The organism is Pseudomonas wayambapalatensis, assembly GCF_049942315.1.
In the GTDB taxonomy this organism is placed as follows: Bacteria; Pseudomonadota; Gammaproteobacteria; order Pseudomonadales; family Pseudomonadaceae; genus Aquipseudomonas; species Aquipseudomonas wayambapalatensis.
Map to the genome: position 1 here is coordinate 1 of NZ_JBNFMU010000104.1, position 24,655 is coordinate 24,655.

Annotated in this window: 27 protein-coding genes and 1 tRNA gene; 13 read left to right on the forward strand and 15 right to left on the reverse strand. The window is 63.7% G+C overall.

The window, feature by feature from the left end; genetic code table 11:
- Window positions 1–215: 215 nt before the first annotated feature.
- Window positions 216–1,406 (reverse strand): benzoate/H(+) symporter BenE family transporter, encoded by a 1,191-nt coding sequence (locus ACPZMI_RS04905; RefSeq protein ID WP_186719062.1) that lies wholly within the window; start codon window positions 1,404–1,406, stop codon window positions 216–218.
- A 142-nt stretch (window positions 1,407–1,548) separates the two neighbouring features.
- Between ACPZMI_RS04905 and ACPZMI_RS04910 the strand changes: the two genes are divergently transcribed.
- Window positions 1,549–2,151: a glutathione S-transferase family protein gene (locus tag ACPZMI_RS04910; RefSeq protein ID WP_186719063.1), complete on the forward strand. Its 603-nt coding sequence runs from the start codon at window positions 1,549–1,551 to the stop codon at window positions 2,149–2,151.
- Between the two features lie 48 nt (window positions 2,152–2,199).
- Here ACPZMI_RS04910 and ACPZMI_RS04915 read toward each other — a convergent pair whose 3' ends face one another.
- The 5 genes from ACPZMI_RS04915 to ACPZMI_RS04935 form a co-directional block, all read right to left on the reverse strand.
- On the reverse strand, window positions 2,200–2,571 hold the full coding sequence (locus tag ACPZMI_RS04915) for a glutaredoxin family protein (RefSeq protein ID WP_426351802.1): 372 nt from the start codon (window positions 2,569–2,571) through the stop codon (window positions 2,200–2,202).
- Between the two features lie 76 nt (window positions 2,572–2,647).
- On the reverse strand, window positions 2,648–3,193 hold the full coding sequence (folE, locus tag ACPZMI_RS04920; protein ID WP_054891992.1) for a GTP cyclohydrolase I FolE: 546 nt from the start codon (window positions 3,191–3,193) through the stop codon (window positions 2,648–2,650).
- Window positions 3,194–3,262: 69 nt separating this feature from the next.
- Complete coding sequence (locus ACPZMI_RS04925; protein WP_054891991.1) at window positions 3,263–3,823, reverse strand: Smr/MutS family protein; 561 nt, start codon at window positions 3,821–3,823, stop codon at window positions 3,263–3,265.
- Between the two features lie 70 nt (window positions 3,824–3,893).
- On the reverse strand, window positions 3,894–4,214 hold the full coding sequence (locus tag ACPZMI_RS04930) for a hypothetical protein (RefSeq protein ID WP_186666563.1): 321 nt from the start codon (window positions 4,212–4,214) through the stop codon (window positions 3,894–3,896).
- Between the two features lie 80 nt (window positions 4,215–4,294).
- On the reverse strand, window positions 4,295–4,885 hold the full coding sequence (locus ACPZMI_RS04935; protein ID WP_125931680.1) for a cysteine hydrolase family protein: 591 nt from the start codon (window positions 4,883–4,885) through the stop codon (window positions 4,295–4,297).
- A gap of 176 nt (window positions 4,886–5,061) precedes the next feature.
- Between ACPZMI_RS04935 and prmB the strand changes: the two genes are divergently transcribed.
- The gene (gene prmB / locus ACPZMI_RS04940; protein ID WP_426351803.1) at window positions 5,062–5,970 is read left to right on the forward strand and encodes a 50S ribosomal protein L3 N(5)-glutamine methyltransferase; all 909 of its coding nucleotides are present in this window, start codon (window positions 5,062–5,064) and stop codon (window positions 5,968–5,970) included.
- A 36-nt stretch (window positions 5,971–6,006) separates the two neighbouring features.
- Here the strand turns inward: prmB and ACPZMI_RS04945 are convergent, their stop codons facing one another.
- The gene (locus ACPZMI_RS04945) at window positions 6,007–6,789 is read right to left on the reverse strand and encodes a hypothetical protein (RefSeq protein ID WP_186666562.1); all 783 of its coding nucleotides are present in this window, start codon (window positions 6,787–6,789) and stop codon (window positions 6,007–6,009) included.
- A 140-nt stretch (window positions 6,790–6,929) separates the two neighbouring features.
- The gene (locus tag ACPZMI_RS04950; RefSeq protein ID WP_411383020.1) at window positions 6,930–7,901 is read right to left on the reverse strand and encodes an alpha/beta hydrolase; all 972 of its coding nucleotides are present in this window, start codon (window positions 7,899–7,901) and stop codon (window positions 6,930–6,932) included.
- Between the two features lie 122 nt (window positions 7,902–8,023).
- Between ACPZMI_RS04950 and aroC the strand changes: the two genes are divergently transcribed.
- The 3 genes from aroC to ACPZMI_RS04965 all read left to right on the forward strand — a co-directional run bounded on the left by aroC (window position 8,024) and on the right by ACPZMI_RS04965 (window position 10,871).
- A complete protein-coding gene (gene aroC / locus ACPZMI_RS04955; RefSeq protein WP_288376179.1) occupies window positions 8,024–9,115 on the forward strand; it encodes a chorismate synthase in 1,092 nt (363 codons plus the stop codon).
- 71 nt (window positions 9,116–9,186) lie between these two features.
- On the forward strand, window positions 9,187–10,341 hold the full coding sequence (locus tag ACPZMI_RS04960; protein ID WP_186666560.1) for an MFS transporter: 1,155 nt from the start codon (window positions 9,187–9,189) through the stop codon (window positions 10,339–10,341).
- Entirely contained in the window at window positions 10,341–10,871 is a 531-nt protein-coding gene (locus ACPZMI_RS04965) for a cupin domain-containing protein (RefSeq protein ID WP_186711223.1), read from the forward strand. The genes ACPZMI_RS04960 and ACPZMI_RS04965 overlap by 1 nt, the downstream gene beginning before the upstream one ends.
- A 75-nt stretch (window positions 10,872–10,946) precedes the next feature.
- Here the strand turns inward: ACPZMI_RS04965 and ACPZMI_RS04970 are convergent, their stop codons facing one another.
- Window positions 10,947–11,219, reverse strand: a complete 273-nt coding sequence (locus ACPZMI_RS04970) for a DUF3509 domain-containing protein (RefSeq protein WP_186666558.1) — start codon at window positions 11,217–11,219, stop codon at window positions 10,947–10,949.
- 268 nt (window positions 11,220–11,487) lie between these two features.
- On the opposite strand from ACPZMI_RS04970, the gene ACPZMI_RS04975 reads away from it, so the two are divergent.
- Both ACPZMI_RS04975 and ACPZMI_RS04980 read left to right on the forward strand, forming a co-directional pair.
- Entirely contained in the window at window positions 11,488–12,009 is a 522-nt protein-coding gene (locus tag ACPZMI_RS04975; RefSeq protein ID WP_288376176.1) for an ankyrin repeat domain-containing protein, read from the forward strand.
- Window positions 12,010–12,064: 55 nt separating this feature from the next.
- The gene (locus ACPZMI_RS04980; protein WP_186666553.1) at window positions 12,065–12,595 is read left to right on the forward strand and encodes a hypothetical protein; all 531 of its coding nucleotides are present in this window, start codon (window positions 12,065–12,067) and stop codon (window positions 12,593–12,595) included.
- A gap of 57 nt (window positions 12,596–12,652) precedes the next feature.
- Here the strand turns inward: ACPZMI_RS04980 and ACPZMI_RS04985 are convergent, their stop codons facing one another.
- Complete coding sequence (locus tag ACPZMI_RS04985; RefSeq protein WP_186666551.1) at window positions 12,653–13,591, reverse strand: ZIP family metal transporter; 939 nt, start codon at window positions 13,589–13,591, stop codon at window positions 12,653–12,655.
- 128 nt (window positions 13,592–13,719) lie between these two features.
- Here ACPZMI_RS04985 and ACPZMI_RS04990 point away from each other — a divergent pair, with 128 nt between their 5' ends.
- The 4 genes from ACPZMI_RS04990 to ACPZMI_RS05005 all read left to right on the forward strand — a co-directional run bounded on the left by ACPZMI_RS04990 (window position 13,720) and on the right by ACPZMI_RS05005 (window position 17,072).
- On the forward strand, window positions 13,720–13,911 hold the full coding sequence (locus ACPZMI_RS04990) for a PLDc N-terminal domain-containing protein (RefSeq protein ID WP_186711226.1): 192 nt from the start codon (window positions 13,720–13,722) through the stop codon (window positions 13,909–13,911).
- A 152-nt stretch (window positions 13,912–14,063) separates the two neighbouring features.
- Window positions 14,064–16,142: an LTA synthase family protein gene (locus ACPZMI_RS04995; protein ID WP_186666547.1), complete on the forward strand. Its 2,079-nt coding sequence runs from the start codon at window positions 14,064–14,066 to the stop codon at window positions 16,140–16,142.
- A 179-nt stretch (window positions 16,143–16,321) separates the two neighbouring features.
- Entirely contained in the window at window positions 16,322–16,558 is a 237-nt protein-coding gene (locus ACPZMI_RS05000) for a hypothetical protein (RefSeq protein WP_426351804.1), read from the forward strand.
- A 181-nt stretch (window positions 16,559–16,739) separates the two neighbouring features.
- Window positions 16,740–17,072, forward strand: a complete 333-nt coding sequence (locus ACPZMI_RS05005; RefSeq protein ID WP_186666546.1) for a ribonuclease E inhibitor RraB — start codon at window positions 16,740–16,742, stop codon at window positions 17,070–17,072.
- 37 nt (window positions 17,073–17,109) lie between these two features.
- Here the strand turns inward: ACPZMI_RS05005 and ACPZMI_RS05010 are convergent, their stop codons facing one another.
- Entirely contained in the window at window positions 17,110–17,910 is an 801-nt protein-coding gene (locus ACPZMI_RS05010; RefSeq protein WP_426351805.1) for a c-type cytochrome, read from the reverse strand.
- Window positions 17,911–18,437: 527 nt separating this feature from the next.
- Here ACPZMI_RS05010 and ACPZMI_RS05015 point away from each other — a divergent pair.
- A complete protein-coding gene (locus ACPZMI_RS05015; protein WP_186666542.1) occupies window positions 18,438–19,172 on the forward strand; it encodes an amidotransferase in 735 nt (244 codons plus the stop codon).
- An 80-nt stretch (window positions 19,173–19,252) separates the two neighbouring features.
- Here ACPZMI_RS05015 and ACPZMI_RS05020 read toward each other — a convergent pair whose 3' ends face one another.
- The 3 genes from ACPZMI_RS05020 to ACPZMI_RS05030 form a co-directional block, all read right to left on the reverse strand.
- Window positions 19,253–20,224: a magnesium and cobalt transport protein CorA gene (locus tag ACPZMI_RS05020; RefSeq protein WP_054891973.1), complete on the reverse strand. Its 972-nt coding sequence runs from the start codon at window positions 20,222–20,224 to the stop codon at window positions 19,253–19,255.
- 70 nt (window positions 20,225–20,294) lie between these two features.
- Window positions 20,295–21,014, reverse strand: a complete 720-nt coding sequence (locus ACPZMI_RS05025; RefSeq protein ID WP_186711228.1) for a lysophospholipid acyltransferase family protein — start codon at window positions 21,012–21,014, stop codon at window positions 20,295–20,297.
- A gap of 129 nt (window positions 21,015–21,143) precedes the next feature.
- Window positions 21,144–21,833, reverse strand: coding sequence for a crotonase/enoyl-CoA hydratase family protein (locus ACPZMI_RS05030; RefSeq protein WP_054891971.1), 690 nt, complete (start codon window positions 21,831–21,833; stop codon window positions 21,144–21,146).
- 289 nt (window positions 21,834–22,122) lie between these two features.
- Between ACPZMI_RS05030 and ACPZMI_RS05035 the strand changes: the two genes are divergently transcribed.
- Window positions 22,123–22,212 (forward strand) — tRNA-Ser (locus ACPZMI_RS05035).
- A gap of 119 nt (window positions 22,213–22,331) precedes the next feature.
- Here ACPZMI_RS05035 and ACPZMI_RS05040 read toward each other — a convergent pair.
- Entirely contained in the window at window positions 22,332–24,461 is a 2,130-nt protein-coding gene (locus ACPZMI_RS05040; RefSeq protein WP_426351806.1) for a TonB-dependent siderophore receptor, read from the reverse strand.
- Window positions 24,462–24,655: the final 194 nt, after the last annotated feature.

The following is a 24,655-nucleotide window of genomic DNA, read 5'->3' on the forward strand; positions in this document are numbered from 1 at the left end:
GAGTGTGGAGCTGGCGCAGTTGGGAGATGAGTTGAAGGGGATGGTGGGGCATTTCCGCTTGGGATGAGGCTGGCCTCTTCGCGGGCAAGTCGCAGCGGCGAACCGCCGCTCCCACAGGTACGGCGCAGCCTTCAATACTGCTGGACCTCTGTAGGAGCGGCGGTTCGCCGCTGCGACTTGCCCGCGAAGAGGTCGGTACAGGCAACCAATAACCTTTACCCCTTGCGCGGACTCAGTATCAGCAAGGTAATCACCCCCGCCACGATCCCCCAGAACGCCGAGCCGATCGAAAACAGCGTCAGCCCCGAAGCCGTCACCATGAAGGTGATCAGCGCCGCCTCACGCTCCCGTGCCTCGCTCATCGCCACGGTCAACCCGTTCATGATCGAGCCGAACAGCGCCAGCGCCGCGATCGACAGCACCAGCTCCTTTGGCAGCGCCGCGAACAGCGCGGCCAAGGTCGCGCCGAACACCCCGGCGATGCCATAGAAGATTCCACACCAGAGCGCCGCAGTATAGCGCTTGGCCGGGTCTTCATGGGCATGCGGGCCGGTGCAGATCGCCGCGCTGATGGCTGCCAGGTTGACCCCGTGCGAACCGAAGGGTGCCAGCAGCAGCGAGGTGAAACCGGTCGCCGAGATCAGCGGCGAGGCCGGCACCTGGTAGCCGTCGGCGCGCAGCACGGCAACGCCGGGCATGTTCTGCGAGGTCATCGCCACCACGAACAGCGGGATGCCGATGCTGATGGTCGCTGCCAACGAGAAGCTCGGCGTGGTCCAGACCGGTTTTGCCACCTCCAGATTGAAGTGGCTGAAGTCCAGCAGCCCCAGCATGCCGGACAGCGTCGTGCCGACCACCAGCGCGGCCAGCACGCAATAGCGCGGCGACAGGCGCTTGACCAGCAGGTAGCTGAAGAACATGCCCAGTACCAGCAGAGTGCGATGCTGGGCGGCGACGAAGATTTCGCTGCCGATCTTGAACAGGATCCCAGCCAGCAAGGCCGATGCCAGCGACGCCGGAATACGCCGCACCAGGCGCTCGAAACTGCCGGTCAAGCCGCAGACCAGCACCAGCACGGCGCAGGTGATGTAAGCGCCGATGGCTTCGCCATAGCTGACACCGCCAAGGCTGGTGATCAGCAACGCTGCGCCCGGCGTCGACCAGGCCACGGTGATCGGGGTGCGGTAGCGCAGTGACAGGCCGATGCTGCACACCGCCATGCCGATCGACAGGGCCCATATCCACGAGGAAATCTGCGCGGTGGTCAACCCGGCGGCCTGGCCAGCCTGGAACATCAGCACCAGGGAGCTGGTATAGCCGGTCAGCATGGCGATGAAACCGGCGACCACCGCCGATGGGGCGCTGTCCGCCAGAGGGCGCAGACGCGTGGAAGTGGCGTCGGTCATGGGGCATTCCTTGTTCATGTAAGCAGTTTTTTCAGATTAACGCGGGCGAATCGGAAGCTTGCCATACAGCAGTCATTGCTTTTAGCCGTACAGTCCCCAACTATTGGGCGCTGACCTGCAACTGCACAGGAGGGGAGGGGCGATGTACAAGGTTTATGGGGATTACCAGTCGGGCAACTGCTACAAGATCAAGTTGATGCTGAATCTTCTGGGGCGCCCATATGAGTGGCACTCGGTGGACATTCTCAAAGGCGAAACCGAGACCCCCGAGTTTCTGGCCAGAAACCCCAATGGCAAGGTACCGGTGCTGGAGCTCGAAGACGGTACTTGCCTGTGGGAATCCAACGCGATCCTCAACTTCCTCGCCGATGGCAGCGAGTTCCTGCCGGCCGAGCCGCGCTTGCGCACCCAGGTGCTGCAATGGCAGTTCTTCGAGCAGTACAGCCATGAGCCTTACATCGCCGTGGCGCGCTTCATCCAGTTCTACCTGGGGTTGCCGGACGAGCGCCTCGAGGAATATCGCAAGTTGCACAAGGGTGGCTACAAGGCCCTCAAGGTGATGGAGCGTCAGTTGCAGATGACGCCGTACCTGGTGGGCGAGCACTATTCGATCGCTGATGTCGCGTTGTATGCCTACACCCACGTGGCGCAGCAGGGTGGGTTCGACCTGGCCGAGTATCCGGGGGTGAGGGCCTGGCTGGAGCGGGTGGCCAGCCATCCGCGGCATGTGCCGATGGTGGATTGATCGGCCTGGCAGCGGCGCAGCCCTTGTGGCGGCCGCTGCAGGCCAGGCTCAGACCGACCCGAAGCGCTTTTCCAGATAGCCGATGATGTCCTTGGATTCATACATCCAGGTCACCTTGCCGTCCTCTTCGATACGCAGGCACGGCACCTTTACCCGGCCGCCGCCTTCCTGCAGCGCCTGGCGGTGTTGCGGGTCGCTCTTCGCATCGCGCAGTGCCACCGGCACGTTGAGGCGGTGCAGGGCACGGCGGGTCTTGACGCAGAACGGGCAGGCGTGGAACTGGTACAGCGCCAGCCCCTTGGCCTGTTGCTCGACCTGGACCTGGGCGGCGGCGTCGCGCTTGCGCTTGGCCGGGCGGCTGATCCAGTCGCCGAACACGATGAGCTGGCCGAGGCCGACCCGCAGGGCTTTGACGATCATGGGCAACTCCTGATCTGTGGGGCACAACGGAAAATAAAAAGCCGACCCCGAGGGGTCGGCTTCGCGCAGAGTCCGATCACTTGATCAGGCTGAGGAATTCACTGCGGGTGGCGGCGTTCTCGCGGAACTCGCCAAGCATCACCGAAGTGATCATGCTCGAGTTCTGTTTCTCGACGCCGCGCATCATCATGCACATGTGCTTGGCTTCGATGACCACCGCAACGCCTGCGGCGCCGGTAACCTTCTCCACGGCCTCGGCGATCTGGCGGCTGAGGTTTTCCTGGATCTGCAGGCGACGTGCGTACATGTCGACGATCCGTGCCACCTTGGACAGCCCCAGCACCTTGCCCTTGGGCAGGTAGGCCACATGGGCCTTGCCGATGAACGGCAGCATGTGGTGTTCGCACATCGAATAGAGCTCGATGTCCCGGACCAGCACCATCTCGCTGTTGTCCGAAGTGAACAGCGCACCGTTGGTGACTTCTTCCAGGGTTTGTTCGTAACCGCGGCAAAGGTACTTCATGGCCTTTGCGGCCCGCTTGGGCGTGTCGAGCAGGCCCTCACGGGAGACGTCCTCGCCGATCTGGCTGAGGATCTCGGTGTAGTTCTGTTCCAGGGACATGGATCTACCTGTGGGAAAAAACGCAAAAACGAAGGTTACGGCGGCAAACGCGGCGCTGCAAGCGTGATGTCATTCGTCGCGACCGTCGAGCATGGTCCGCTTGAGCATCACGTACAAGGCGCCGGTGCCGCCATGACGGGCCTGGCAAGAGACGAAACCGAGCACCTGCGGGTGCTGGCGCAGCCAGGTGTTGACGTGACTCTTGATCATCGGGCGCTTGCCGTCGATACGCGCAGCCTTGCCATGGGTGACCCGCACGCAGCGCACTTCCAGCTTGGTGGCTTCGGCGATGAAGTCCCACAGCGTTTCGCGCGCGCGTTCAACGGTCATGCCGTGCAGGTCGAGGCTGCCCTCGAAGGCGATCTGGCCGAGCTTGAGCTTGCGGATCTGGCTTTCCTGCACGCCGTCGCGGCGCCACATCAGCTCGTCTTCGGCGCCAACGTCGATGACGAACTGGTCCGACATGCCATCGACTACCAGCGGCTGGTCGCTGCGCACGGTCGCAGCCTGGCGCAGGCCGGCCAATTGCTTGCGGTCGGCCTTGGGCTTGCCGACTTCGGCGCGGTCGTGCGCGATGGGCTTGACGCCCCGCACCTCGCTGCGGAAGAGGGAAAAGTCGTCGTCTTGCATGTGTGCCTCCACGTGGGCGGCGTATTCTACGCGATCGGCCCCGCGTCGTCAGTACCGCTGCGGTCAACGCTCAATCATGCTTTTTCATCAGGTGCGGCGACAGGTTCAGCTCCCGTCCACGGCGCAGGCGAATGCGGCTGCGCCGCCAGAAGCGCACTCCCAGGTACAGCATCAGCAGCCCGACCACAGCGAGGATGGCCGACAAGGGACGGTTGGCGTTGAGTTCGGCCAGGGCCTGGTAGTTGCCCAGCAGCCCGGCGATACCGGCCATGGCCAGGAGAATGCCCAAGGTGGCGAGCAGGGCGGACAGGCCGGCAGCCAGGCGCGCGCCCCAGTTGCCCGGCTCGTGCGGGCGCAGGCGCCTGGCATCGAAACTGCCTTTGAGCTTCATTCCGTGTTCCTCTGTAGGTATCCGGAATCAGACCTGTGCTCGCCCTTCGGGTTCCGCCCGGCTGCCGGGCGGTTGCGCAGTCAGATCAGGCTGGCGGTCGGGGCGACACAGGCAAAGTTGTCGGCCATCACGGCCATCTCGCACTGGTGGATCTGCGCGGCCGGGATGACCGTATCCTTGAGCGCCAGGTCACGGGTGGCCGAGGCGTCTTCCACCAGAGTGCAGCGATAACCATAGTCCTTGGCGCGGCGCACCGTGGTGCTGACGCTGGAGTGGCTCATGAAACCGCAGACGATCAGGTCCAGGTGGCCGAGCTCCTGCAGCGTCTCGTGCAGCTTGGTGTTCTTGAAGGCGTTGGGCATGCGCTTCTCGATGACGATTTCATCGCCTTGCGGCTCGAGGCCCGGAATGAATTCGCCGGCCGGCCCCTGTGGGTCGAAGCGGCCACCGACGGTGCCGAGGTGGCGGACATGGATGATCGGGCGGCCGGCCTTGCGGGCAGCCTCGAGCAACTTGGCAATGTTCGCCACGGCCTCGTCCATGCCCGACAGCGCCAGCGGACCGCTCAGGTACTCCTTTTGCGCGTCGATGACGATCAGGCTGGCTTGGCTCAGCCTGGCCGGCGGGTAGTCGCGGCCGGTGAGGCGGAACATCGTGGTTGGAACGGACATCAAGGGCTCCTTGGAAGGGCTTTTATCCCTCTATTCTCCCTTGCCTCGGCGCCAATGTGAATGGTTGACAACGCAGACGGCATGATTACTGGCCTGTGGCTATCCGAACGGGAACCGGTGGAACATTTCAGCCGGGGGACTGTTAGACTTTCGCACAGTCTGAAAAGGAGTACTCCGTGATCACATCCCGCCTGCGCACCCTGCGCGACCACATCCGCTGGGCGGTCAGCCGCTTCCATGAGCACGAGCTGTTCTTCGGCCATGGCGCCGACAACGCCTGGGACGAGGCCCGCCTGCTGGTGCTCGGTGCCGTGCACTTGCCCTGGGAGGTGTCCGACAGCTACCTGGACTGCCAACTGGAGGATGACGAGCGGGTGCGCCTGCAGCACTTGCTCAAGCGACGCATCGAGGAGCGGGTGCCGACCGCCTACCTGCTGGGCGAGGCGTGGTTCTGTGGCATGTCGTTCATCGTCGACGAACGCGTACTGATACCGCGCTCCCCGATCGGCGAATTGATCGAGAAGCGCTTCGAGCCTTGGCTGGCCAGCGAGCCGGCGCGGATCCTCGACCTGTGCACCGGCTCCGGCTGCATCGGTATCGTTGCCGCCGATGTGTTCCAGGAGGCCGAGGTGGTACTGGCCGACCTGTCCTTCGACGCTCTCGAAGTGGCCAATCAGAATATCGAGCGCCACGGCCTCGACCAGCGGGTGTTCACCGTGCAGGGCGATGGTTTCGCCGGGCTGCCTGGGCAGCGTTTCGACCTGATCCTGTCCAATCCGCCTTATGTCGACGCCGAGGATTTCGCCGACATGCCCACCGAATACCACCACGAGCCGGAGCTTGGTCTGGCCTGTGGCAACGACGGTCTGGACTTGGTGCGACGCATGCTTGCCGAAGCCGCTGATCACCTGACCGAGAAGGGCTTGTTGATCGTCGAGGTGGGCAACAGCCAGGTGCATGTCGAAGCCCTCTACCCGGAGGTGGACTTCGCCTGGCTGGAGTTCGAGCGCGGTGGCCACGGCGTGTTCATGCTCACGGCGCAACAGTGCCGGGACCACCAGGAGCTGTTTGCTTCGCGAGTATGAGGCTTCGGTCGCGGGGCAGGCCCCCGCGATCCGGCGTCAGCGGGTGGCGATCCAGATCAGCAGGCCGGCCTGGAACACCGCAAAGGCCACCAGGCAGGTGATGGTGAAGCGCAGGCCGCTGTCCTCGCGGCGGTACTTGGCCACACGCTCGTCACGCTCGCGCAGTTGCGCTTCCTTCTCCTGCAGTTTCTGCTCGGCCTGCTGCAGCATGGTCGCCGCTTCGAGCATGTCGACGCGCTGCACCTTCTCGCTGCTCCAGAGGCTCTTGAGCTGGCCAACCGGGGTCTCGACGGTTCGGGCCTTGAGCATCTGGCCGTCGGCATATTCCACTTCCAGCCCTACGCTGCGCAGCACATGGTCGCGGCGCAGGCGCGAGTCTTCGTTGAGGGCATCCTTGCTCGGCAGGGCCATGCCCTCGACCTGATAGTGCGACCACTTGCGCTGCAGCCATTGTACGGCCTGGGCCAGCAAGTAACGGCCCAGCCCACGGTTGAGCGGTTCCAGTTGCAGGCCGGCTTCGTCGCCGATGCGCACGACACGGTGTTCATGGTCGACCCGCACGTCGAGGCGGTTCTGCTCCTTGCGTACCTTCTGGCCTGGCAGCAGGATTTCCATGCGCAGCAGGCTGTTGGCCTTGTCGTGGCGCTCGGCGTAGCCGAATTGCACGAAGCGCAGCGGTCGCGCGCCGCTGTTGCGATCGGTGGGCAGCGGCGCCAGGCGCAGCAGTTGAAAGTGTTCAGCGGCCAGGTCGGCCCAGGGCAGCGGTGCGCTCTCTGGGGGTTGTTCTTCGGTCGCCTCGGCGGCGGGGGCATCGGTCATCAGGGCAATCCTCAAGTGCACGGGCCGGGTGATGCCATGCGCGGGCGCGCAACGGTCGCTGCGCGATAAGGCTCTTTGGCATCACCGCCTCTTGCCATGCGTTATCGGCAGCACCGGGCAAGACCTGAGGGGTAAAAGTGTCAGGCGGACTGCAAGCGGTGGATGAAGGCGACGATCCGCTCGCCCAGCTCATGAGCCAGGGGCAGGTCAGGATTGCTGTAACTGTCGCGTTGCTCGCTCATCGCCCGCGGGCTGATGCGCAGCATATGGTTCATGCCGTCGATCAGCACCAGTTCCGCGTCCGGCTTGGCGGCTTTCAGGCGCTTGGCGTCGTCGACCTCGACCTGTACGTCATTGCGGCCCTGGACGATCAGCGCCGGCACCTGCAGACGCGAAAAGGCCGTGGCCGGGTCCTGGCGGAACAGTGAGATCAGGTAGGGCTGCACCGTAGGTCGAAACACCTCGCGCAAGGGCGTGGGCACATCCAGGCTGGTCTGGCCGGCCTGGAGGCGGTCGAGCAGGCTGTTGCCGCGGGCCAGTTGCGCCGCAGACAGCCGCTGGGCCAGTTGTTCACGCAGCACGTCGGCGATGGGGCGGCCGCTGCCGGCCAGGGTGATCACCGCGCTGGCGCCGGCCTGATTGGCGGCGAGGCTGGCGATCAGCGCGCCTTCGCTGTGGCCGATCAGGATCACCGGGCCGAAGCGTGGGTCGGCTTGCAGCTTGTGCGCCCAGGCCACGACATCGGCGACATAACCTTCGACGCTCAGGTCGCGTTCGTCGGGCGCTGCGGGCTGGCTGGCGGCGACCCCGCGCTTGTCGTAGCGCACGCTGGCGATGTGCTCGTTGGCGAGCAGTTGGGCCAGGCGCTTTAGGTTGTCGATGCGCCCGGATGCCGGGTTGTTGCCATCGCGGTCGGTCGGGCCGGATCCGGCGATGATCAGCGCCACCGGCGGCGGGGTATCCTGCAGCGGCAGCAGCAGGCTGCCGTGCAGCACGCCATGACCAGTGTCCAGGTCGATGGGATGCTTGAGCACGGTAGGGGCGGCGGCTTGGGCCAGGCTTGCGCAGAACAGCAAGAGCAGGGCGACGATGCGCATCTTCGGATACTGCATGGGGAGATGTTCGGTTGGACCTGGAGCGCGAACGAAGGTTCTCGCGATTTTTTTCGCAAAGCTGCGGCTTTCCGTATACTGGCGGCCTCTTTCAAGTTCAGGCTGATTTTCGCGGAGCGTCCATGTCCGGCAATACCTACGGCAAGCTGTTCACCGTCACCACCGCAGGCGAAAGCCATGGCCCCGCGCTGGTCGCCATCGTCGACGGCTGCCCGCCGGGCCTGGAAATCTCGCTGGCCGACCTGCAGCACGACCTGGATCGTCGCAAGCCCGGTACCAGCCGGCACACCACCCAGCGCCAGGAAGCCGACGAAGTCGAAATCCTCTCCGGGGTGTTCGAAGGTCGCACCACCGGTTGCTCGATCGGTCTGCTGATCCGCAACACCGACCAGAAGTCCAAGGACTACTCGGCCATCAAGGATCTGTTCCGCCCGGCCCACGCCGACTACACCTACCACCACAAGTACGGCATCCGCGATTACCGTGGCGGTGGCCGCAGCTCGGCGCGGGAAACCGCCATGCGCGTGGCCGCCGGTGCCATCGCCAAGAAGTTCCTGGCCACCCAGGGCATTCGCGTGCGCGGCTACATGAGCCAGTTGGGCCCGATCGAAATCCCCTTCAAGACCTGGGACAGCGTCGAGCAGAACGCCTTCTTCAGCCCCGACCCGGACAAGGTCCCTGAGCTTGAGGCGTACATGGACCAACTGCGCCGCGACCAGGATTCGGTCGGCGCGAAAATCACCGTGGTCGCCGAGGGCGTGATGCCGGGCCTGGGCGAGCCGATCTTCGACCGCCTCGACGCCGAACTGGCCCACGCGCTGATGAGCATCAACGCGGTCAAGGGCGTGGAGATCGGCGCAGGGTTTGCCAGCATCGCCCAGCGCGGCAGCGAGCACCGCGACGAGCTCACCCCGGAAGGCTTCCTCAGCAATAACGCCGGCGGCATCCTCGGCGGTATTTCGTCGGGTCAGCCGATCGTTGCCCATCTGGCGCTCAAGCCCACTTCGAGCATTACCGTGCCGGGCCGCTCGATCGACGTCGATGGCAACCCGGTCGACGTCGTCACCAAGGGCCGTCATGACCCGTGCGTGGGCATTCGCGCCACGCCGATCGCCGAGGCGATGATGGCCATCGTGCTGATGGACCACCTGCTGCGCCAGCGTGCGCAGAATGCCGATGTGAAGGTCGACACCCCGGTGCTGGGCCAGCTCTGATTCAGCCAGGCCCGGCCTCTTCGCGGACGTGCCCGCGAAGAGGCCGGTAAAGGTCCCCACAAGGCCCACCCATGCACCCCATCCCCTACTGGCGTCTGTCCAGCTTCTACCTCTGCTACTTCGCCTTGCTCGGTGCCACCGCACCTTTCCTGGCCCTGTACTTCGATCACCTGGGGTTTCCCCCGGCACGCATCGGCGAGCTGGTGGCGATCCCCATGCTCATGCGTTGCATCGCTCCCAACCTGTGGGGCTGGTTGGGTGATCGCAGCGGGCGGCGCCTGCTGATCGTGCGCCTGGGAGCGTTGTGCACGCTGGCGACCTTTTCCCTGATCTTCTTCGCCAAGAGCTACGCCTGGCTGGCGCTGGTCATGGCCCTGCACGCGTTCTTCTGGCATGCGGTGCTGCCGCAGTTCGAAGTGATCACCCTGGCGCACCTGCATGGACAGACCTCGCGCTACAGCCAGGTCCGGCTATGGGGTTCGATCGGCTTCATCCTCACTGTGGTCGGGTTGGGGCGGTTGTTCGAATGGTTGAGCCTGGACGTCTACCCGCTGGCGATGGTCAGCATCATGGCCGGCATCGTCATCGCCAGCCTGTGGGTGCCCAATGCCCAGCCGGTCGAGCATGCCGAACGGCGCGCGGCGGGGGGCTTTCTCAAGCAGTTGGCGGCACCGGGAGTGCTGGCGTTCTATATCTGCGTGGCGCTGATGCAGCTCAGCCACGGTCCGTACTACACCTTCCTGACCCTGCACCTGGAACACCTGGGCTACAGCCGCGGCGCCATCGGCCTGCTGTGGGCGCTCGGGGTGGTCGCCGAGGTGCTGATGTTCATGCTGATGAGCCGGATCTTCGCGCGCTTCCCGGTGCGCAGTGTGCTGTTGGTGAGCTTCTTGCTGGCCTCGTTGCGCTGGCTGCTGCTGGGCAGCCTTGCCGATATCCCGGCAGTGCTGATCCTCGCCCAGTTGCTGCATGCAGCCACCTTCGGTTGCTTCCACGCCGCCTCCATCGCCTTCGTCCAGTCCAGCTTCGGCGCTCGCCAGCAGGGGCAGGGCCAGGCGCTGTATGCGGCGCTGTCCGGCACCGGTGGCGCGCTGGGCGCGCTCTATTCGGGCTACAGCTGGAAACTGCTCGGCCCGCAGTTCACCTTTGGTATGGCCAGCGTCGCAGCGCTGGCTGCAGCCGTTATCATTGCCCTTCGTTCGCAACAGACCAGGAACAGCCCCTGATGAGCATTCTCAGCGTTTTTCATTCCAGCAGCCCGCAGCTGGCGCACAAGGTGCTGACCCACCATGAAGACATTGCCGCTACCCTGGCCGAGCAGGGCGTGCAATTTGCACGACACGAGCACGGACTGCGTATTCGTCCGGGCAGCGCCGAGGCACAGGTGCGCGAAGAGGCCGCTGGCTTGATCGACACACTGATGACCGCGCACGGTTGCAAGGGATTGATGCTGCTGAACCGCGACGGCGATCAGCTGGCCGAGGTCGATCTGCGTGATGAGCACGCGCATGACGCCGTCGAGGTATTTGCCGTGGTGAGCGGGCGAGGCCAGATCAGCCTGCGCCTGGGTGAGCAGGTGTTTGCGCTGCTGTGCGAGAAGGGCGATGTGCTGGTTGTGCCTGCGCAGACCCGTCGCTGGATCGACCTGGGCGATACACCGTTCTGTCTGGCCTTGCGCCTGTTCGGCAACGAGCAGGGCATCACCATGACTGGCGACGAGCAGGCACGACAGTTTGTGGGGATGAGCGAGCTGTAATAGATCGCGGGGCAATCCTCTTCCCACAGAATCCCTTCGTGGAAGGAGGATTGCCCCGCGAAACGGGCGGCACTGTCAACGATAGGTTGGCAGGGCGAAACGTTGCTGGCTCTGCAGCATGGAGATCACCGGCAGCTCACTGGCCTGCTCGGCCAGGTCGCGGCGAATGGCGCTGATGGCCCAGGACAGCTGTTCGGCGCTGTGCAGTTGCGCATAGGACAGCACGCGGCGAGTCACGGTGCCGTCGGCGGCGCGCAGGGTCAGCAGGATGCCGCCGTCCGGACGGGACTTGGTGTCGACCTGATAGGCCGCGAAGACCGAGACGAATTTTTCCTGGATGAGGTCCATATCAACTCCTGACGTGTAGGTTTGCAGACGTGAGTTGATGGTTGCAGTGACCGTGCCAGGCCTTAAGTAAAAATAAAATCCTTTAAAAACAACAGGTTAGGTTAATTCAAGGAGTCGCCTGCCGTGCATTGTGCATGGTCGTGCATTTTGCATAGTGCATTTTGCAAGGTCATAGAGCCTGCCTCTCGGTCCCATAGAATCTGAACCTTTGCCGTTCGACGATGGCCTGACACAAAATTGGGCCATCACACTTGCCAGGAGGTTCCAGATGTCCGACCAACAGCCCACCGCCATGACCGAAGAAGAATCCGCCGCCTTCGCCGAAGAAGTGTTCGAGCGCGCCCGTCGTGGCGATGCCACCATGCTCGAGCGTCTGCTGGACGGTGGCCTGCCGGCCAATCTGCGCAACCACAAGGGCGACACCTTGCTGATGCTGGCGAGCTACCACGGTCATCACGAGGCGGTGAAAGTGCTGCTGGCCCATGGCGCGGATCCCTTGATCGCCAACGACAATGGCCAGTTGCCGATTGCCGGTGCAGCCTTCAAGGGCGACCTGGCGATGATCCGGTTGTTCATCGAACACGGAGTGCCGGTGGACGCGGCGGCGGGCGATGGCCGTACGGCATTGATGCTGGCAGCGATGTTCAACCGCAGCGAAATCCTCGACTATCTCCTGGCCCAGGGCGCTGATCCGGCGCGCCAGGATGCACGTGGCGCCACCGCACTGGTCGCAGCGCAGACCATGGGTGCCAGCGAAGCAGCCGCTCGCCTGCAGGCGCTGGCAGGCTGACCCCTCGGGGGGTATCCTTGGCGCCTTTTTCGCCAATCGCCAAGCAGGGCCCCCCATGAAAAACCAGTTGCTCGAATTCATCAGCCTCATCGGCGCCGGTTGCCTGCGCGAGGCTGACATCGAGCGTATCGCCGACGAGGCCGCCCAGGCCTACGCCGACCCTGCCGCTTTTCTTGCGGCCAATCCAGACATCAACTACGACGACAGTTTCCCGATCCCACTGGGCGAATGGGTAGTGCTCGGCAGTCTGCCGGACACCGTGGTGTTCCAGGCCGACAGCTACCAGGACCTGTTCCAGGCGATCACCGATTCGTTCGACAAGAGCGTGCCATTCACCCTCAAGCCCAAGCAACTGGCGCGCACCGAGCCGCTGACCGCGCTCAACCGCATCCAGGTGCAGATGGGTGCACTGAACAAGGAAGCGGGCGGCTATGTGCTGCTGAACTTCAGCCAGTTGCTCGATGACGAGCTGCAGATGGTGATGGTCGGTCAGCAGGACCTGGCGCGCGCGCTGGAGCTGGGCGCCGAGTTGGGCATCAAGGTGGAACCGGCGTTGGAGGCCTTGAAGGTCGCGGTGCACGTCTGACGCTGTGATTGTGTGTTGCAGGGGCGGCGAACGCCGCCCCCATGGGGCTCCTGTAGATCAGCCCAGCGCGGTGTCGAGGAACATCATCACCGCAAAGCCGCCCATCAGGCCCAGGGTTGCCGAGGTCTGGTGACCGTTGCGATGGGTTTCCGGAATCACCTCGTGCGACACCACGAAGATCATCGCGCCCGCTGCCAGGCCCATGCTGATCGGGTAGGCGAGGGCGAAGCCGGTGGAGATGCCCAGGCCTATCACTGCCCCCAGCGGCTCCATCAGGCCAGAGCCGATCGCCACCAGCGCGGCCTTGAAGTTCGACAGTCCTGTCGCGCGCAGGGCCATGGCCACGGCCAGGCCTTCGGGAATGTCCTGGATCGCGATGGCGCTGGTCAGCGGCAGGCCGATGCTCATGTCACCGTTGGTGAAACTCACGCCGATGGCCATGCCCTCGGGCAGGTTGTGCAGGGTGATGGCGAGCACGAACAGCCACACCCGGCTGATTCGTTCAGCGTCCGGCCCACAAGGGCCAGTGCTCTCGTGCTCGTGTGGGGTGAAGCGGTCCAGGCCGAGCATCAGCAGCACGCCCAGGCCCATGCCCAGCACGACGACGCCCGCAGCGGCGGGGCCGTTGCCGGTGATTTCCCGTGCGGCATCCAGACCCGGCAGGATCAGCGAGAACGAGCTGGCGGCGAGCATCATGCCGGCAGCGAAACCCAGCATCACATCCTGGCTGCGCGCACTGACATCGCGCAGCACCACGGCCAGCACCGCGCCCAGGGCCGTGGCGCCGAAGCCCGACAGCCCACCCAGCACCGCCAGGTGCAGGTTCTGCGAATGATCGCCGTTGACGGCATTCCACAGGCTGGCGAGCAGCAGGAAGACGATCGCCAGCAGGCTCAAGCCAAGGCCTGCACTGAGCCAGGGGGTACTCAGCGCTTGCTGGCGCCAGGCATGGATGAGTGAAGGAGGGGCGGCGCTGTGGCTGTGGGCGGGTGGCATGGGAACCTCGAAAGCGATGGATGACAGCAGTCTATCCAGTGACCTGCCAGCCCGGCCAAGGATTCCCTTCTATCGTGCCGATAGCGGACTATGCTCAGCCACAGGAACGTTCACGCAGGAGCTGCAGCATGGGATCTACCTTCAACGGCCTGGTCGGGCTGATCATTCTTGCCCTGGATATCTGGGCGATCATCAACGTGCTGAAAAGTGGCAGCGAGGTAGGCATTAAGATCCTGTGGATTCTGCTCATCCTGCTGTTGCCGGTGCTGGGCCTGATCATCTGGGCAATTGCAGGGCCACGGGGTAACGTGCGCCTCTGACCGTTCATCGTGACAAAATTTTCACACGGCATTAACCAAACTCCGCGCCGCACATTTAATGTATAGGCCCTTGCCGGCGATTGTCCGGCACAGGACTGCGAGGCTGCGTCCAGCGCCTTTCCCAACCCCGAAATCCTAGGATCTTCCCATTCATGGCTAACACGGATGCCTTGAAGCAACGGGCCGCGTCGGCACCGTTCTCGCCGACCCTCAAATCGCACCTCGCCTACACCTTGCTCAGCGGCCTGCTGATCATGCTGATGCTCAGCCTGGTGCGCCTGGCGCTGCTGATCTACAACAGCGACATGATCGGCGACACCCCGTACTCCACGGTGGCCGAAGGCTTCCTCAACGGCCTGCGCTTCGACCTGCGGGTGGTGGTGTACCTGAGCATTCCGCTACTGCTGGCCCTTAACAGCCCCTGGGCCATGGCGCGGCGCGGCTTGTTCCGTTTCTGGTTGACCGTCAGCTCCAGCGTCGTGATGTTCCTTGGCCTGATGGAGCTGGATTTCTACCGTGAATTCCACCAGCGCCTGAACGGCCTGGTCTTCCAGTACATCAAGGAAGACCCCAAGACCGTCATGAGCATGCTCTGGTACGGCTTCCCGGTGGTTCGCTACCTGCTGGCGTGGCTGTTCGGCACCTGGCTGCTGAGCCTGCTGTTCAAGGGTATCGACCGCCTGACTCGCGGTGGCCAGGGCAGCGGCCAGATCGTCGCTCAGCGCCGTGTCGCACCCTGGTACGCCCGCCTGGCGGTGTTCATGGTCATCCTGGTGGTGGCGGTGGTCGCCGCCCGCGGCACCCTGCGCCAGGGCCCACCCATGCGCTGGGGTGATGCCTTCACCACCGACTCCAACTTCGTCAACCAGCTGGGCCTGAACGGCACCTTGACGCTGATCGACGCCGCCAAGAGCCGCTTCGGTGAAGACCGCGCCAATATCTGGAAACCGGTACTGGAAACCGGAGTCGCCCAGCAAAGTGTGCGTGACCTGCTGCTGACCCCCAACGACACGCTGGTCGATGCCGACCAGGCGGCCATCCGCCGAGACTTCGTGCCGCCGGCCGGCAACACCCTGCCGATCAAGAACGTGGTGGTGATCCTCATGGAGAGCTTCGCCGGTCACTCGGTGGGCGCCCTGGGCAGCCCGAACAACATCACCCCGTACTTCGACAAGCTGGCCAAGGAGGGGCTGTTGTTCGACCGCTTCTTCTCCAACGGTACCCACACCCACCAGGGCATGTTCGCCACCATGGCGTGCTTCCCCAACCTGCCGGGCTTCGAGTACCTGATGCAGACCCCAGAGGGCGGACACAAGCTCTCGGGCCTGCCGGCACTGCTCAGCGCCCGCGACTACGATGATGTCTACGTCTACAACGGCGACTTCGCCTGGGACAACCAGTCCGGGTTCTTCGGCAACCAGGGCATGACCACCTTCATCGGCCGCAACGACTTCGTCAATCCGGTGTTCTCCGACCCGACCTGGGGTGTTTCGGACCAGGACATGTTCGACCGTGCCAATCAGGAGCTGGCCCACAACTACGGCAAGAAACCGTTCTACGCCTTGCTCCAGACCCTCTCCAACCACACCCCGTACGCCTTGCCCAAGGACCTGCCGGTGGAGAAGGTCACCGGCCAAGGCCGCCTGGATGAGCACCTGACCGCCATGCGTTACTCCGACTGGGCGTTGGGGCAGTTCTTCGAGAAGGCGCGCAAGGAGCCCTACTTCAAGGAGACCCTGTTCGTGATCGTCGGCGACCACGGTTTTGGTAACCACCAACAGGTCACCGAGCTGGATCTGGGTCGTTTCAACGTGCCGCTGCTGCTGATCGCCCCGGGTATCCAGGACAAGTTCGGTGCGGTCAACCATACCGTTGGCACCCAGGTCGATATCGTGCCGACCATCATGGGGCGCCTGGGTGGCGACACCCGTCACCAGTGCTGGGGCCGTGACCTGCTCAACCTGCCGGCCGGTGACCAGGGCGTGGGCATGATCAAGCCATCGGGCAGCGAGCAGATCGTTGGCCTGGTGCAGGGTGATCACATCCTCATCGAGTCCAAGGACATGACGCCACGGATGTATCGCTACCAGCTGGGGCGTGAGTTCAAGGCCGAACTGATCGAAAGTCCGGACCAGCCGGAAATGCTCAAGAAGCTCGAGGCCTATATCCAGACCGCGACCAAGAGTCTGCTGGACAACACCGCCGGTGTGGTTCACGGCAAGCCTGAGTAACGGCTACCCGTGTGCAAAAAGCCCGCCGATGATGGCGGGCTTTTTCATTTGCGGCCTCTGTCATCGCTTGCTGAAGAAATCTTCATCTCCACCCGCCAGCCACGCTGAACATCAGCCTCTGTGCATGGTCAGCTAAGTACGGATGTCACTCACCGTTGTGTTTCCAAGAGGGTCGATCAATGAAAGAGTGGGAAGTCATCTTTGCTGACCAGAAAGGTGTACCTCAGTCCCTGCGGCTTACAAGCGAGCACCTGCCCAGTGAAGAGGATGCAGCGCGGGCCATCCGCACCAAGCTGTTTCCACTCATGGATGAGCTGGACCTCAACGATTTCCAGGACCGAAAGCCTTCCCCTACCGCGCTGTGGCTCAAGGAGCAGAACGGCGTGATCATCACCACCATCCACGAAGCGCCCTGAACGGGGCTTCTGGCAAGGTTCCGCTACAGGCACTACGCTGGACAGAGGCGTCGGCCTTCTGCGGGTCGACGCCGTTTTCATTCGCGTCTTGCATCAGCTCGAACTGCCAGGCCCTAGCGGGCTGCCGGCAGGTGCGTAGTGCACGGAAAGTCTATCCCTTGGGTTTTCAGGAGGACGTTTCATGAGCAGCCAGAACGAAGACATCAGCAGCAGCGTGCTTCGCCAGATGAAAGCGGGTGGTTTCGACTTCACCCAGATCCATCCCATCGAGTTCTATGCCACTTTTCCAGACGAAGTCGGGGCACGCCGGGCCGCGGGGCAATTCCGCGGGGAGTCGATCAATGCCCAGGTACGCGAGCGCGATGACGGCGCCTGGCACCTGGAACTGAGCAAAGTCATGTACGCCACCTACCGAGGGATCGGGGCTTTCGAGGAGGCCTTCGAGGCGGTGATCTCACCGCTGGGAGGCGAGGTCGAGGGCTGGGGCGTCAAACAGGAAAGACCCATCGCCTGACGCGTTCGGGGCTGCATTGCGGCCCCGCGCATTCCTCTCAAGGTCGCCGCTTGGCCATGTGCCCGAGGTAGGCGATCAACGCATCGAGCTCCTGCTCGCTCAACACATCCTTCGAGAACCCCGGCATGCGTGCCTGCGGCCACTGCCTGAGGCTCTGCGGGTCGCGAATGTACTGGCGCAGGTAACCCGGCTGGAAGTACTCGGTGGGATTGTGCGGCAGGTTCAGGTCTGGTCCGAACTGGGCATCCCCCGCACCGTTGAGGCGATGACAGGCCAGGCAGTTCTGCTGGAACAGTGCAAAACCCTGGCGTATCGGGTCTTGCGCGGGGAGTTCGGGCGCAGGCAACAGGGCAGGGAAACGCTCGGCGACCGGCGCCAGGCGGCGGATGCTGGCGATCTGGTAGGGCCATTGCTCGGGACGGATGCCGCTGGCTTGCGGGTTGGTCCAGACCAGGTAGAACGGGCCGGCACCGGGTTTGTCCTGGGCCAGCGCTGGCCACGGCTGGCGCGGATCTTCCACCGCCACCCAGGCCCGTGCCGGACCTTCCTGCAGCAACTGCGCAGCGGGCATCTCCGCGGCAAAGCCATCCAGTGCCACCGCTTGCAGGTGATCGCCCGGCTTCACTCCTTCGAGCAGGGTGGCCAGTGGCACAGCGCGGTAATGCATGGGGCGTTTGTAGGCGACATCCTGGGGGATGTCGATTGCACGCGCCTGCGGGTGTTCGAGCAATTGCTCGGATTGCCATTGGCGTTGACCGTTGCCCAGCCCCAGCGTCAATTGCGCGGCTGCCAGCGGCAGGCTGACCAGCAGCAACAGCAAACTCAGGCAATGACGCATGAACGATCTCCAACCCTGAAAGGTCGGCAGATTACTCCTGCGCAGCCTGTGAATGCCACCGCTGCCGTCAGCCGAACAAGCGTGTCAGGTTCGGCAGGATCAGCAGCAACGTGGTGGCGAAGAGTATGAGTCCGGCTTGGCGTACTTTCGATTGTCTGAACATGGCGGACCGCCTTCTTGTTGTTATTCCTGAATAGCCTTTGGCTTCCTTGTCTTGCGTCGGGTCGATCACTGTGGCGTATGAAACGCAGGCCTTGCGTGCCTCTTGCGTAGATATCTACACCCAACAGTAGGGCGAACACCGGGCCTGTTTGAGAACCCTTTGTTCTAAGCGTGACAGCAGGCATTTCCGAACGTTATGAGGCCACTGGCCATTTAGCTGGCATGCTCTGACTAGACACATCGTGGAGGCTGCGCGGGCAGGGCCTGCAAGGTGACCGTTCGTCAGTGCACACCTCTTGCTTGTACGTGTCTTTCGCGTCAGTCTCTACATCAGATTCCACCACATGTCGTTCAGGACTATCCCTATGTCGTTACGCATCTGCATCCTTGAAACCGATGTCCTGCGACCGGAGTTGACCGCGCAGTACCAGGGCTACGGAAGGATGTTCGAGCAGCTGTTCTCGCGTCAGCCGATCGCCGCCGAGTTTCGCGTCTACAACGTGATGAACGGCGAGTACCCACCCGAAGGTGAAACCTTCGATGCCTACCTTGTGACCGGCAGCAAGGCCGACTCGTTCGGTTCCGATCCCTGGATTCAGACCCTCAAGGCCTACCTGCTCAAGCTCTATGAGCGGGGCGAGAAGCTGCTGGGTGTCTGTTTTGGTCACCAGTTGCTGGCGTTGGTGTTGGGGGGCAAGGCCGAGCGCGCCGACCGCGGTTGGGGGCTGGGTATCCACCGCTACAGCCTGGCGGCCCATGCGCCGTGGATGGATCCTGAAGTGACCGAGCTGACCCTGCTGATCAGCCACCAGGACCAGGTGACCGCGTTGCCTGAAGGCGCGACCCTGATCGCCTCCAGCGATTTCTGCCCGAATGCGGCCTATCACGTGGGTGACCAGGTGCTGTGCTTCCAGGGGCATCCGGAGTTTGTCCACGACTATTCCCGTGCGCTGCTCGATGCGCGCCAGGACGTTCTGGGGGATGAGGTGTATCACAAGGCGGTGGCGAGCCTTGCCACCGAGCACCAGGGCGATCTGGTGGGCGAGTGGATGATGCGGTTCGTCAAGCAACCGCGCAAGGGCAAGCAGAGCGCTGCCTGAGCCTGCCACTGCATCGTTCTTTTCGCGGGGTTGTCGGGGCACCGAACCGCCGCGAAAAGAACGACTCGGCACTCAGCCGGTTACAACCATCCCGAGCGCTTGAAGCTCGCGTACAGCCCCGCACATCCCGCCCCGATCACCCCCAGCACCGCAAAATAGCCGTAGTGCCAGCCCAGCTCCGGCATGTTCTGGAAGTTCATCCCGTAGATCCCGGCAATGGCCGTGGGGAAGGCGAGTATCGCCGCCCAGGCAGCGAACTTGCGCTGCACGATGCTCTGGCGTGACGACTCCAGCAGCATGCCGATCTCGATGGTCTGGCTGGCGATGTCGCGTATGCCGACAAGGTCTTCCATCTGCCGTGTGACGTGGATCTGCACGTCGCGAAAGTACGGGCGCATGTTCTTGTCGATGAAAGGGAAGCTCAGGCGCTGCAGTTCTTCGCCGATCTCCACCATCGGCGCCACGTAGCGGCGCAGCCGCAGGATGTCGCGACGCAAGCTGTGCAGGCGGCGGATGTCCTGCTCTTGCAGCGAGCCGCTGAGCACGCTTTGCTCCAGCTCCTCTATCTCGCCATGGATCGCCTCGCTGACGGGCTGGTAGTTTTCGGTGACGAAGTCGAGCAGGGCGTAGAGCACGAAGTCCTCGCCGTGCTCGAGCAGCAGCGGCCGCGCTTCACAGCGTTGGCGCACCAGGGCGTAGGATTTCGAATGACCGTTGCGGCAGGTGATGATGTAGCCGTTGCCCGCAAAAATGTGGGTCTCGATGAACTCCAGCTTGCCCTCATGGCGCACCGGCGAATAGGTGACGATGAACAGCGCATCGCCGAAGGTTTCAAGCTTGGGGCGGCTGTGTTTCTCGAGGGCGTCCTCGATGGCCAGTTCGTGCAGGCCGAACTGGCGTTGCAGGTTGGCCAGTTCCTGGGCGTTGGGCTCTTCCAGGCCGATCCAGACGAAATGCCCGGGCTTGCGTGCCCATTCGCTGCCTTCATCCAGGCTGATGTTGGTGACCTTTCTCCCGGCGCTGTACACCGCCGCTGCGACGACTCGACCCATGGTTGCCTGCTTCTTCGGTTGGACACCTCGACAGCTTGGGCCGTGCTGCGGCGCAGAGCAAGCTGGCGGCTCAGGCGTGCGGCAATTCCCGCTCCATGCGGTCGATGCACTGCTGCATCTGCAGGCGGCATTGCTCCATCAGCGCGGGCACGTCCTGCTGGCCCAGGCCATGGGTGGCGATCGGCGGCAACGAGCGGACGATCACCGTGCGCCGTCGCCAGCTGTTGAGGCTCAGGCGCCTGGAGTAGCGGCTGACGCACACCGGCACGATCGGCACGCCGGCCTCGACTGCCATGTGGAACGCGCCTTTCTTGAATGCCAGCAGCTGTTCCGCCGGGTTGCGCGTGCCTTCGGGGAAGATCCAGATCGAGGTGTCATCGCGCAGGATCCGTGTGGTCAGTTGCATCGCCTTGCGCGCCTGGTAGGCATTCTTGCGGTCCACCAGCACGTTGCCGCCGAGCCAGAACAATTGGCCGAACAACGGAATCCAGCCCAGGCTCTTCTTGCCGATGGCGACCGTACGCCGTGGAACCACCTGGCCGAGGATGAACAGGTCGTAGTTGGATTGATGATTGGCAACGATCACGCAGCCGGGCGGCTGGTCCCACAAGGGGCCGACTTCGGCCTTGACCCGGATGCGCATGAACCAGGCTGCCGGCACGCTGTAGAGGCGGGCGAACAGGCGGCTGTTATCGGGGTTGAAGGGGCGGCACAGGCCGATGACCAGGCCGACGGCGCCGACCAGCAGGAAGTGCAGCGCCAGAAGGAGCATGCGAAGCATATAGAGCATGATACGGCTCACACCAGACAGTCGCGGCGCAGTGTACGACCGTGCACTGGTAAGGGCAAACCGGCGAACAGAGCCCGGTCGCGTCATGGCTTGCCGGAGCGGCGCGCGGCGGCTCCAGCAAGCCTGGTTTCAGCCCATGTGGCCCTTGTCGGCCTCGATCGCCTTGTCGAGCGTCTCCAGCAGCGCCTTGCGCACTTTGCGCTTGGTGTTCTTGTGCGCCAGCATGTTCAGTTTCTTCAGCTCTCGCGCCGCGCTCAGCGCCGTTTCCTGCAGTTGCTCGGCCGGCACCACCTTGTCGAGGAACCCGGCCACCACCGCCCCGTGCGGGTCGAACACTTCGGCATTGTTCACCGAGCGCTGGAAGGTCGAGCGGGTCAGGCGGTCGCGGGCCAGTTCGATTCCGGCATGGTGCATGGTCATGCCGATCTGGACCTCGTTCAGGCAGATCTTGTAAGGGCCTTCGACACCGATGCGGTAGTCGGCCGACAGCAGCAGGAACGCGCCTTTGGCCACGGCATTGCCGGGGCAGGCGACGATCACCGGGAAAGGGTGCGAGAGCAGGCGGCGGGCCAGGGTGGAGCCGGCGGTGACCAGGTCGATAGCCTCTTTGGGGCCGGCGGTCATCACCTTGAGATCGTAGCCGCCGGAAAGAATGCCTGGCTGGCCGGTGATGATCACCACGGCACGTTCTTCCTCGGCGCGGTCCAGTGCTGCGTTGAACGCGGTGATGACGTCCGGCGAGATCGCGTTGACCTTGCCGTTGTTCAGGGTCAGGGTGGCGATGCCGTCTTCGGCGTGGTAGGTAATCAACTCGCTCATGACAGAGTCCTTTGGGTGGCGTGGCGATGACGTTACCCAGCGGCGCAGGCCAGGTAAAGCGCCAAGGCTGACTGGCCAGTCAGCCTGCGTCACCGACCCCGTGTGGCGCCGGGGCAGGCGCCAGGAATGCGGAAAAAGCGCAGGCCAGATTGGCAGCATCGCCCTGGCTGGCCGGGTTTTTCCGGGGTGAGGCTTAAGCGCATGAAAATTCTGAAAAAAATGCTTGCCAAAGAAAGGGTCTTCTACTAAATTAGCGCGCCTCGACAGGCTGAATAGCTTGAAGAGATCCGGTGAAGTGTCCGAGTGGTCGAAGGAGCACGCCTGGAAAGTGTGTATACGAGAAATCGTATCAAGGGTTCAAATCCCTTCTTCACCGCCACATTCCACGAGAAACCCCTGAATCGAAAGGTTCAGGGGTTTTTTGTTTGCGTGAAATCCGGCTTGGCTGGCTCGCCCGCGAATACCGACTCAACCGGTGCTCGCAGGCGGGCGATATCTTCAGAAACTGACCGAAGCCGACAGCCGTGCCGTGCGCGGTGCCCCCTGGAACAGATAGTTGTCCCCTAGATAGTCCCCCACGTCACGCCAGTAGCGCTTGTCGAAGACGTTGTCGACCGTCAGGCGCAGCACGGTGTCGTAGTCACCGATGCGGGTGCGGTAGCGGCTGCCGATATCGAATAACGTGTAGCCATCCACCTCGACGTTACCCGCTTGGCTTGCGTACTTGCTGGCGCTGTAGCGTGCACCGCCGAGCAGTGCCAGGCCCGGCACCGGGAGGTTGTATTCGGCCTGCAGCGCCGCGCGCAGGCGGGGCACGTTGATCGCCTGGTGGCCCTCGTAGACGTCGGTGCCGCTGTTCTGCACCCGGGCGCGGATCGCGGCGGCGCTGGCGTGCAGTTGCAGGTTGGACGTCACCCAGCCGCTGGCGCCCAGCTCCAGGCCGGTGTTCTTCTGTTGGCCTTGCTGCACATAGATCGGGGCCGTGCCGTCCTGTGGGCGGGCGTACTGGTAGGCCTGGCGGATCTGGAACAGCGCGGCGCTCAGGCTCATGCCTTTCCAGTCGCGCTTGATGCCCACTTCCAGTTGGCGCGACAGGGTCGGTGCGAGGATTTCGGCAGCGTTGCTGGCGAACCAGGGCGCGGTACCGCCTGCCGACAGGCCTTTGGACCAGCTTGCGTACAGCGTGGTGTCCGCTTGCGGTTTGTAGATCAGCGCGGCGTTGGGCAGCAACTGGTACTGGCGGGTATGACGGCCCGGTGTGCCGGTTTCGTCCCAGGTCTTCTCGTCCAGACGCACTTCGCGGGCGCCGAGCACGGTCTGCCATTGCTCGTTGAAGCTGATGCGGTCGCTGACGAACAGGCCGTACTGGCGGCTGTCCAGGCGGCGTTCGCTGTGGCCGATCGGTTTGTCGGACGGATCCAGCGCTGGTGCACCGGTGTAGATATTTCCGCTGCCCAACCATTCGTTGTAGTACGGACGCTGATCGAGGGTCCGACGCTGCGCGCTGCTGCCGACCGTCAGCTCGTGCTGCAGGCCCAAGGCTTGGAAACGGCCTTCGAGGGTGGCCTGGAGTTCGTCGGTGCGCCGGGTGTCGTCGGGGCTGCGGAAGTCGTAGATGCCGTAGTCGCCGTTGCCGGAGAAGAACGCGTCGTCGCCGGAGCCCCAGGCGAACGCACTGTAGTCGTCGATCACCACCTTGCTGCGCGAAGCGTTGAGCGCGCCGGTCCAGGCCTCGTTGAAGCGGTACTCGAAGCGCCCGCCCAGGTTCAGCGAGTCGTTCGTCACAGGCTTGGCCCAGTGCTGGTAGGCCAGGCGGTCGTCCGGGTCGATGCCGTGGGGCACCTGGGTGCCGCCCAGCAACTGGTAGCCGGGCACCGAGCGCTGTTCGCGGTGCTGGTACTCGGCATCGAGTTGCAGGGTGGCGTCGGGGTTGATCTGCCAGTCGAATGCCAGCGAGGCGAAGTCGCGCTTGCCGTCGGCGTGGTCGACGTAGGAACGGATGTCTTCATGCGCGAGGTTGGCGCGCAGGCCGAACTGCTTCTCGCTGCCGAACCAGCCGCCGAGGTCGGTGGCCAGGTAGCGTTCGCCCTGCTCGTTGGTCGAGACAGTGACACTGCGTACGTCCTCGGCGCGCTTGGTCACATAGTTGACCAGCCCGCCGGGCTCCGATACGCCGCTCTGCAACCCCGACAGCCCCTTGAGCAATTCGACCTGCTGCTTGTTCTCCAGCGCCACGTTCTGCTCGCCGGCGATGGTCTGGCCATTGATCCGGTAGCTGCTGGCGGCATTGAGCTCGAAGCCGCGCACGTTGAAGTTCTCGTAGTAGCCGATGGGGGCGTAGCTTTCGCCGACCGAGGCATCGCTTTGCAGCACTTCGCTGAGCGTGCGCACCTGGCGGTCGTCGAGCAACTGGCGGCTGAATACGCTGACCGAGGCCGGGGTGTCGAGCAGTGGCGCGGCATGCCAGCCGCCGACCTGGGCTTCACCAGGTTGATAGCCGTCGTCGCTGCGCTCGGTGACCTGCAAGGGGGCGAGGGTCACGCGTTCATCGGCCAGACCATGGCCAGCATGCAGCGCAAGGCCCAGGCCGAGCAGGCCGAGGGGCAGGCGGGGGCGAAGCGGGGTCATGCAAGGCTCCTTGGAAAACGGACGCGCCGGTATGCTCCGGCTATTGTCGGTGAGGCGGTTGGCAAAGGGGGCGCAATGGTAGCAGGGGTGTCAGGGGCTGTGCGGTGTTCTTTTCGCGGGCAAGCCCGCTCCCACGAACTCAGAGCAGTGTGATACCTGTGGGAGCGGGCTTGCCCGCGAAAAGAACACCGCAC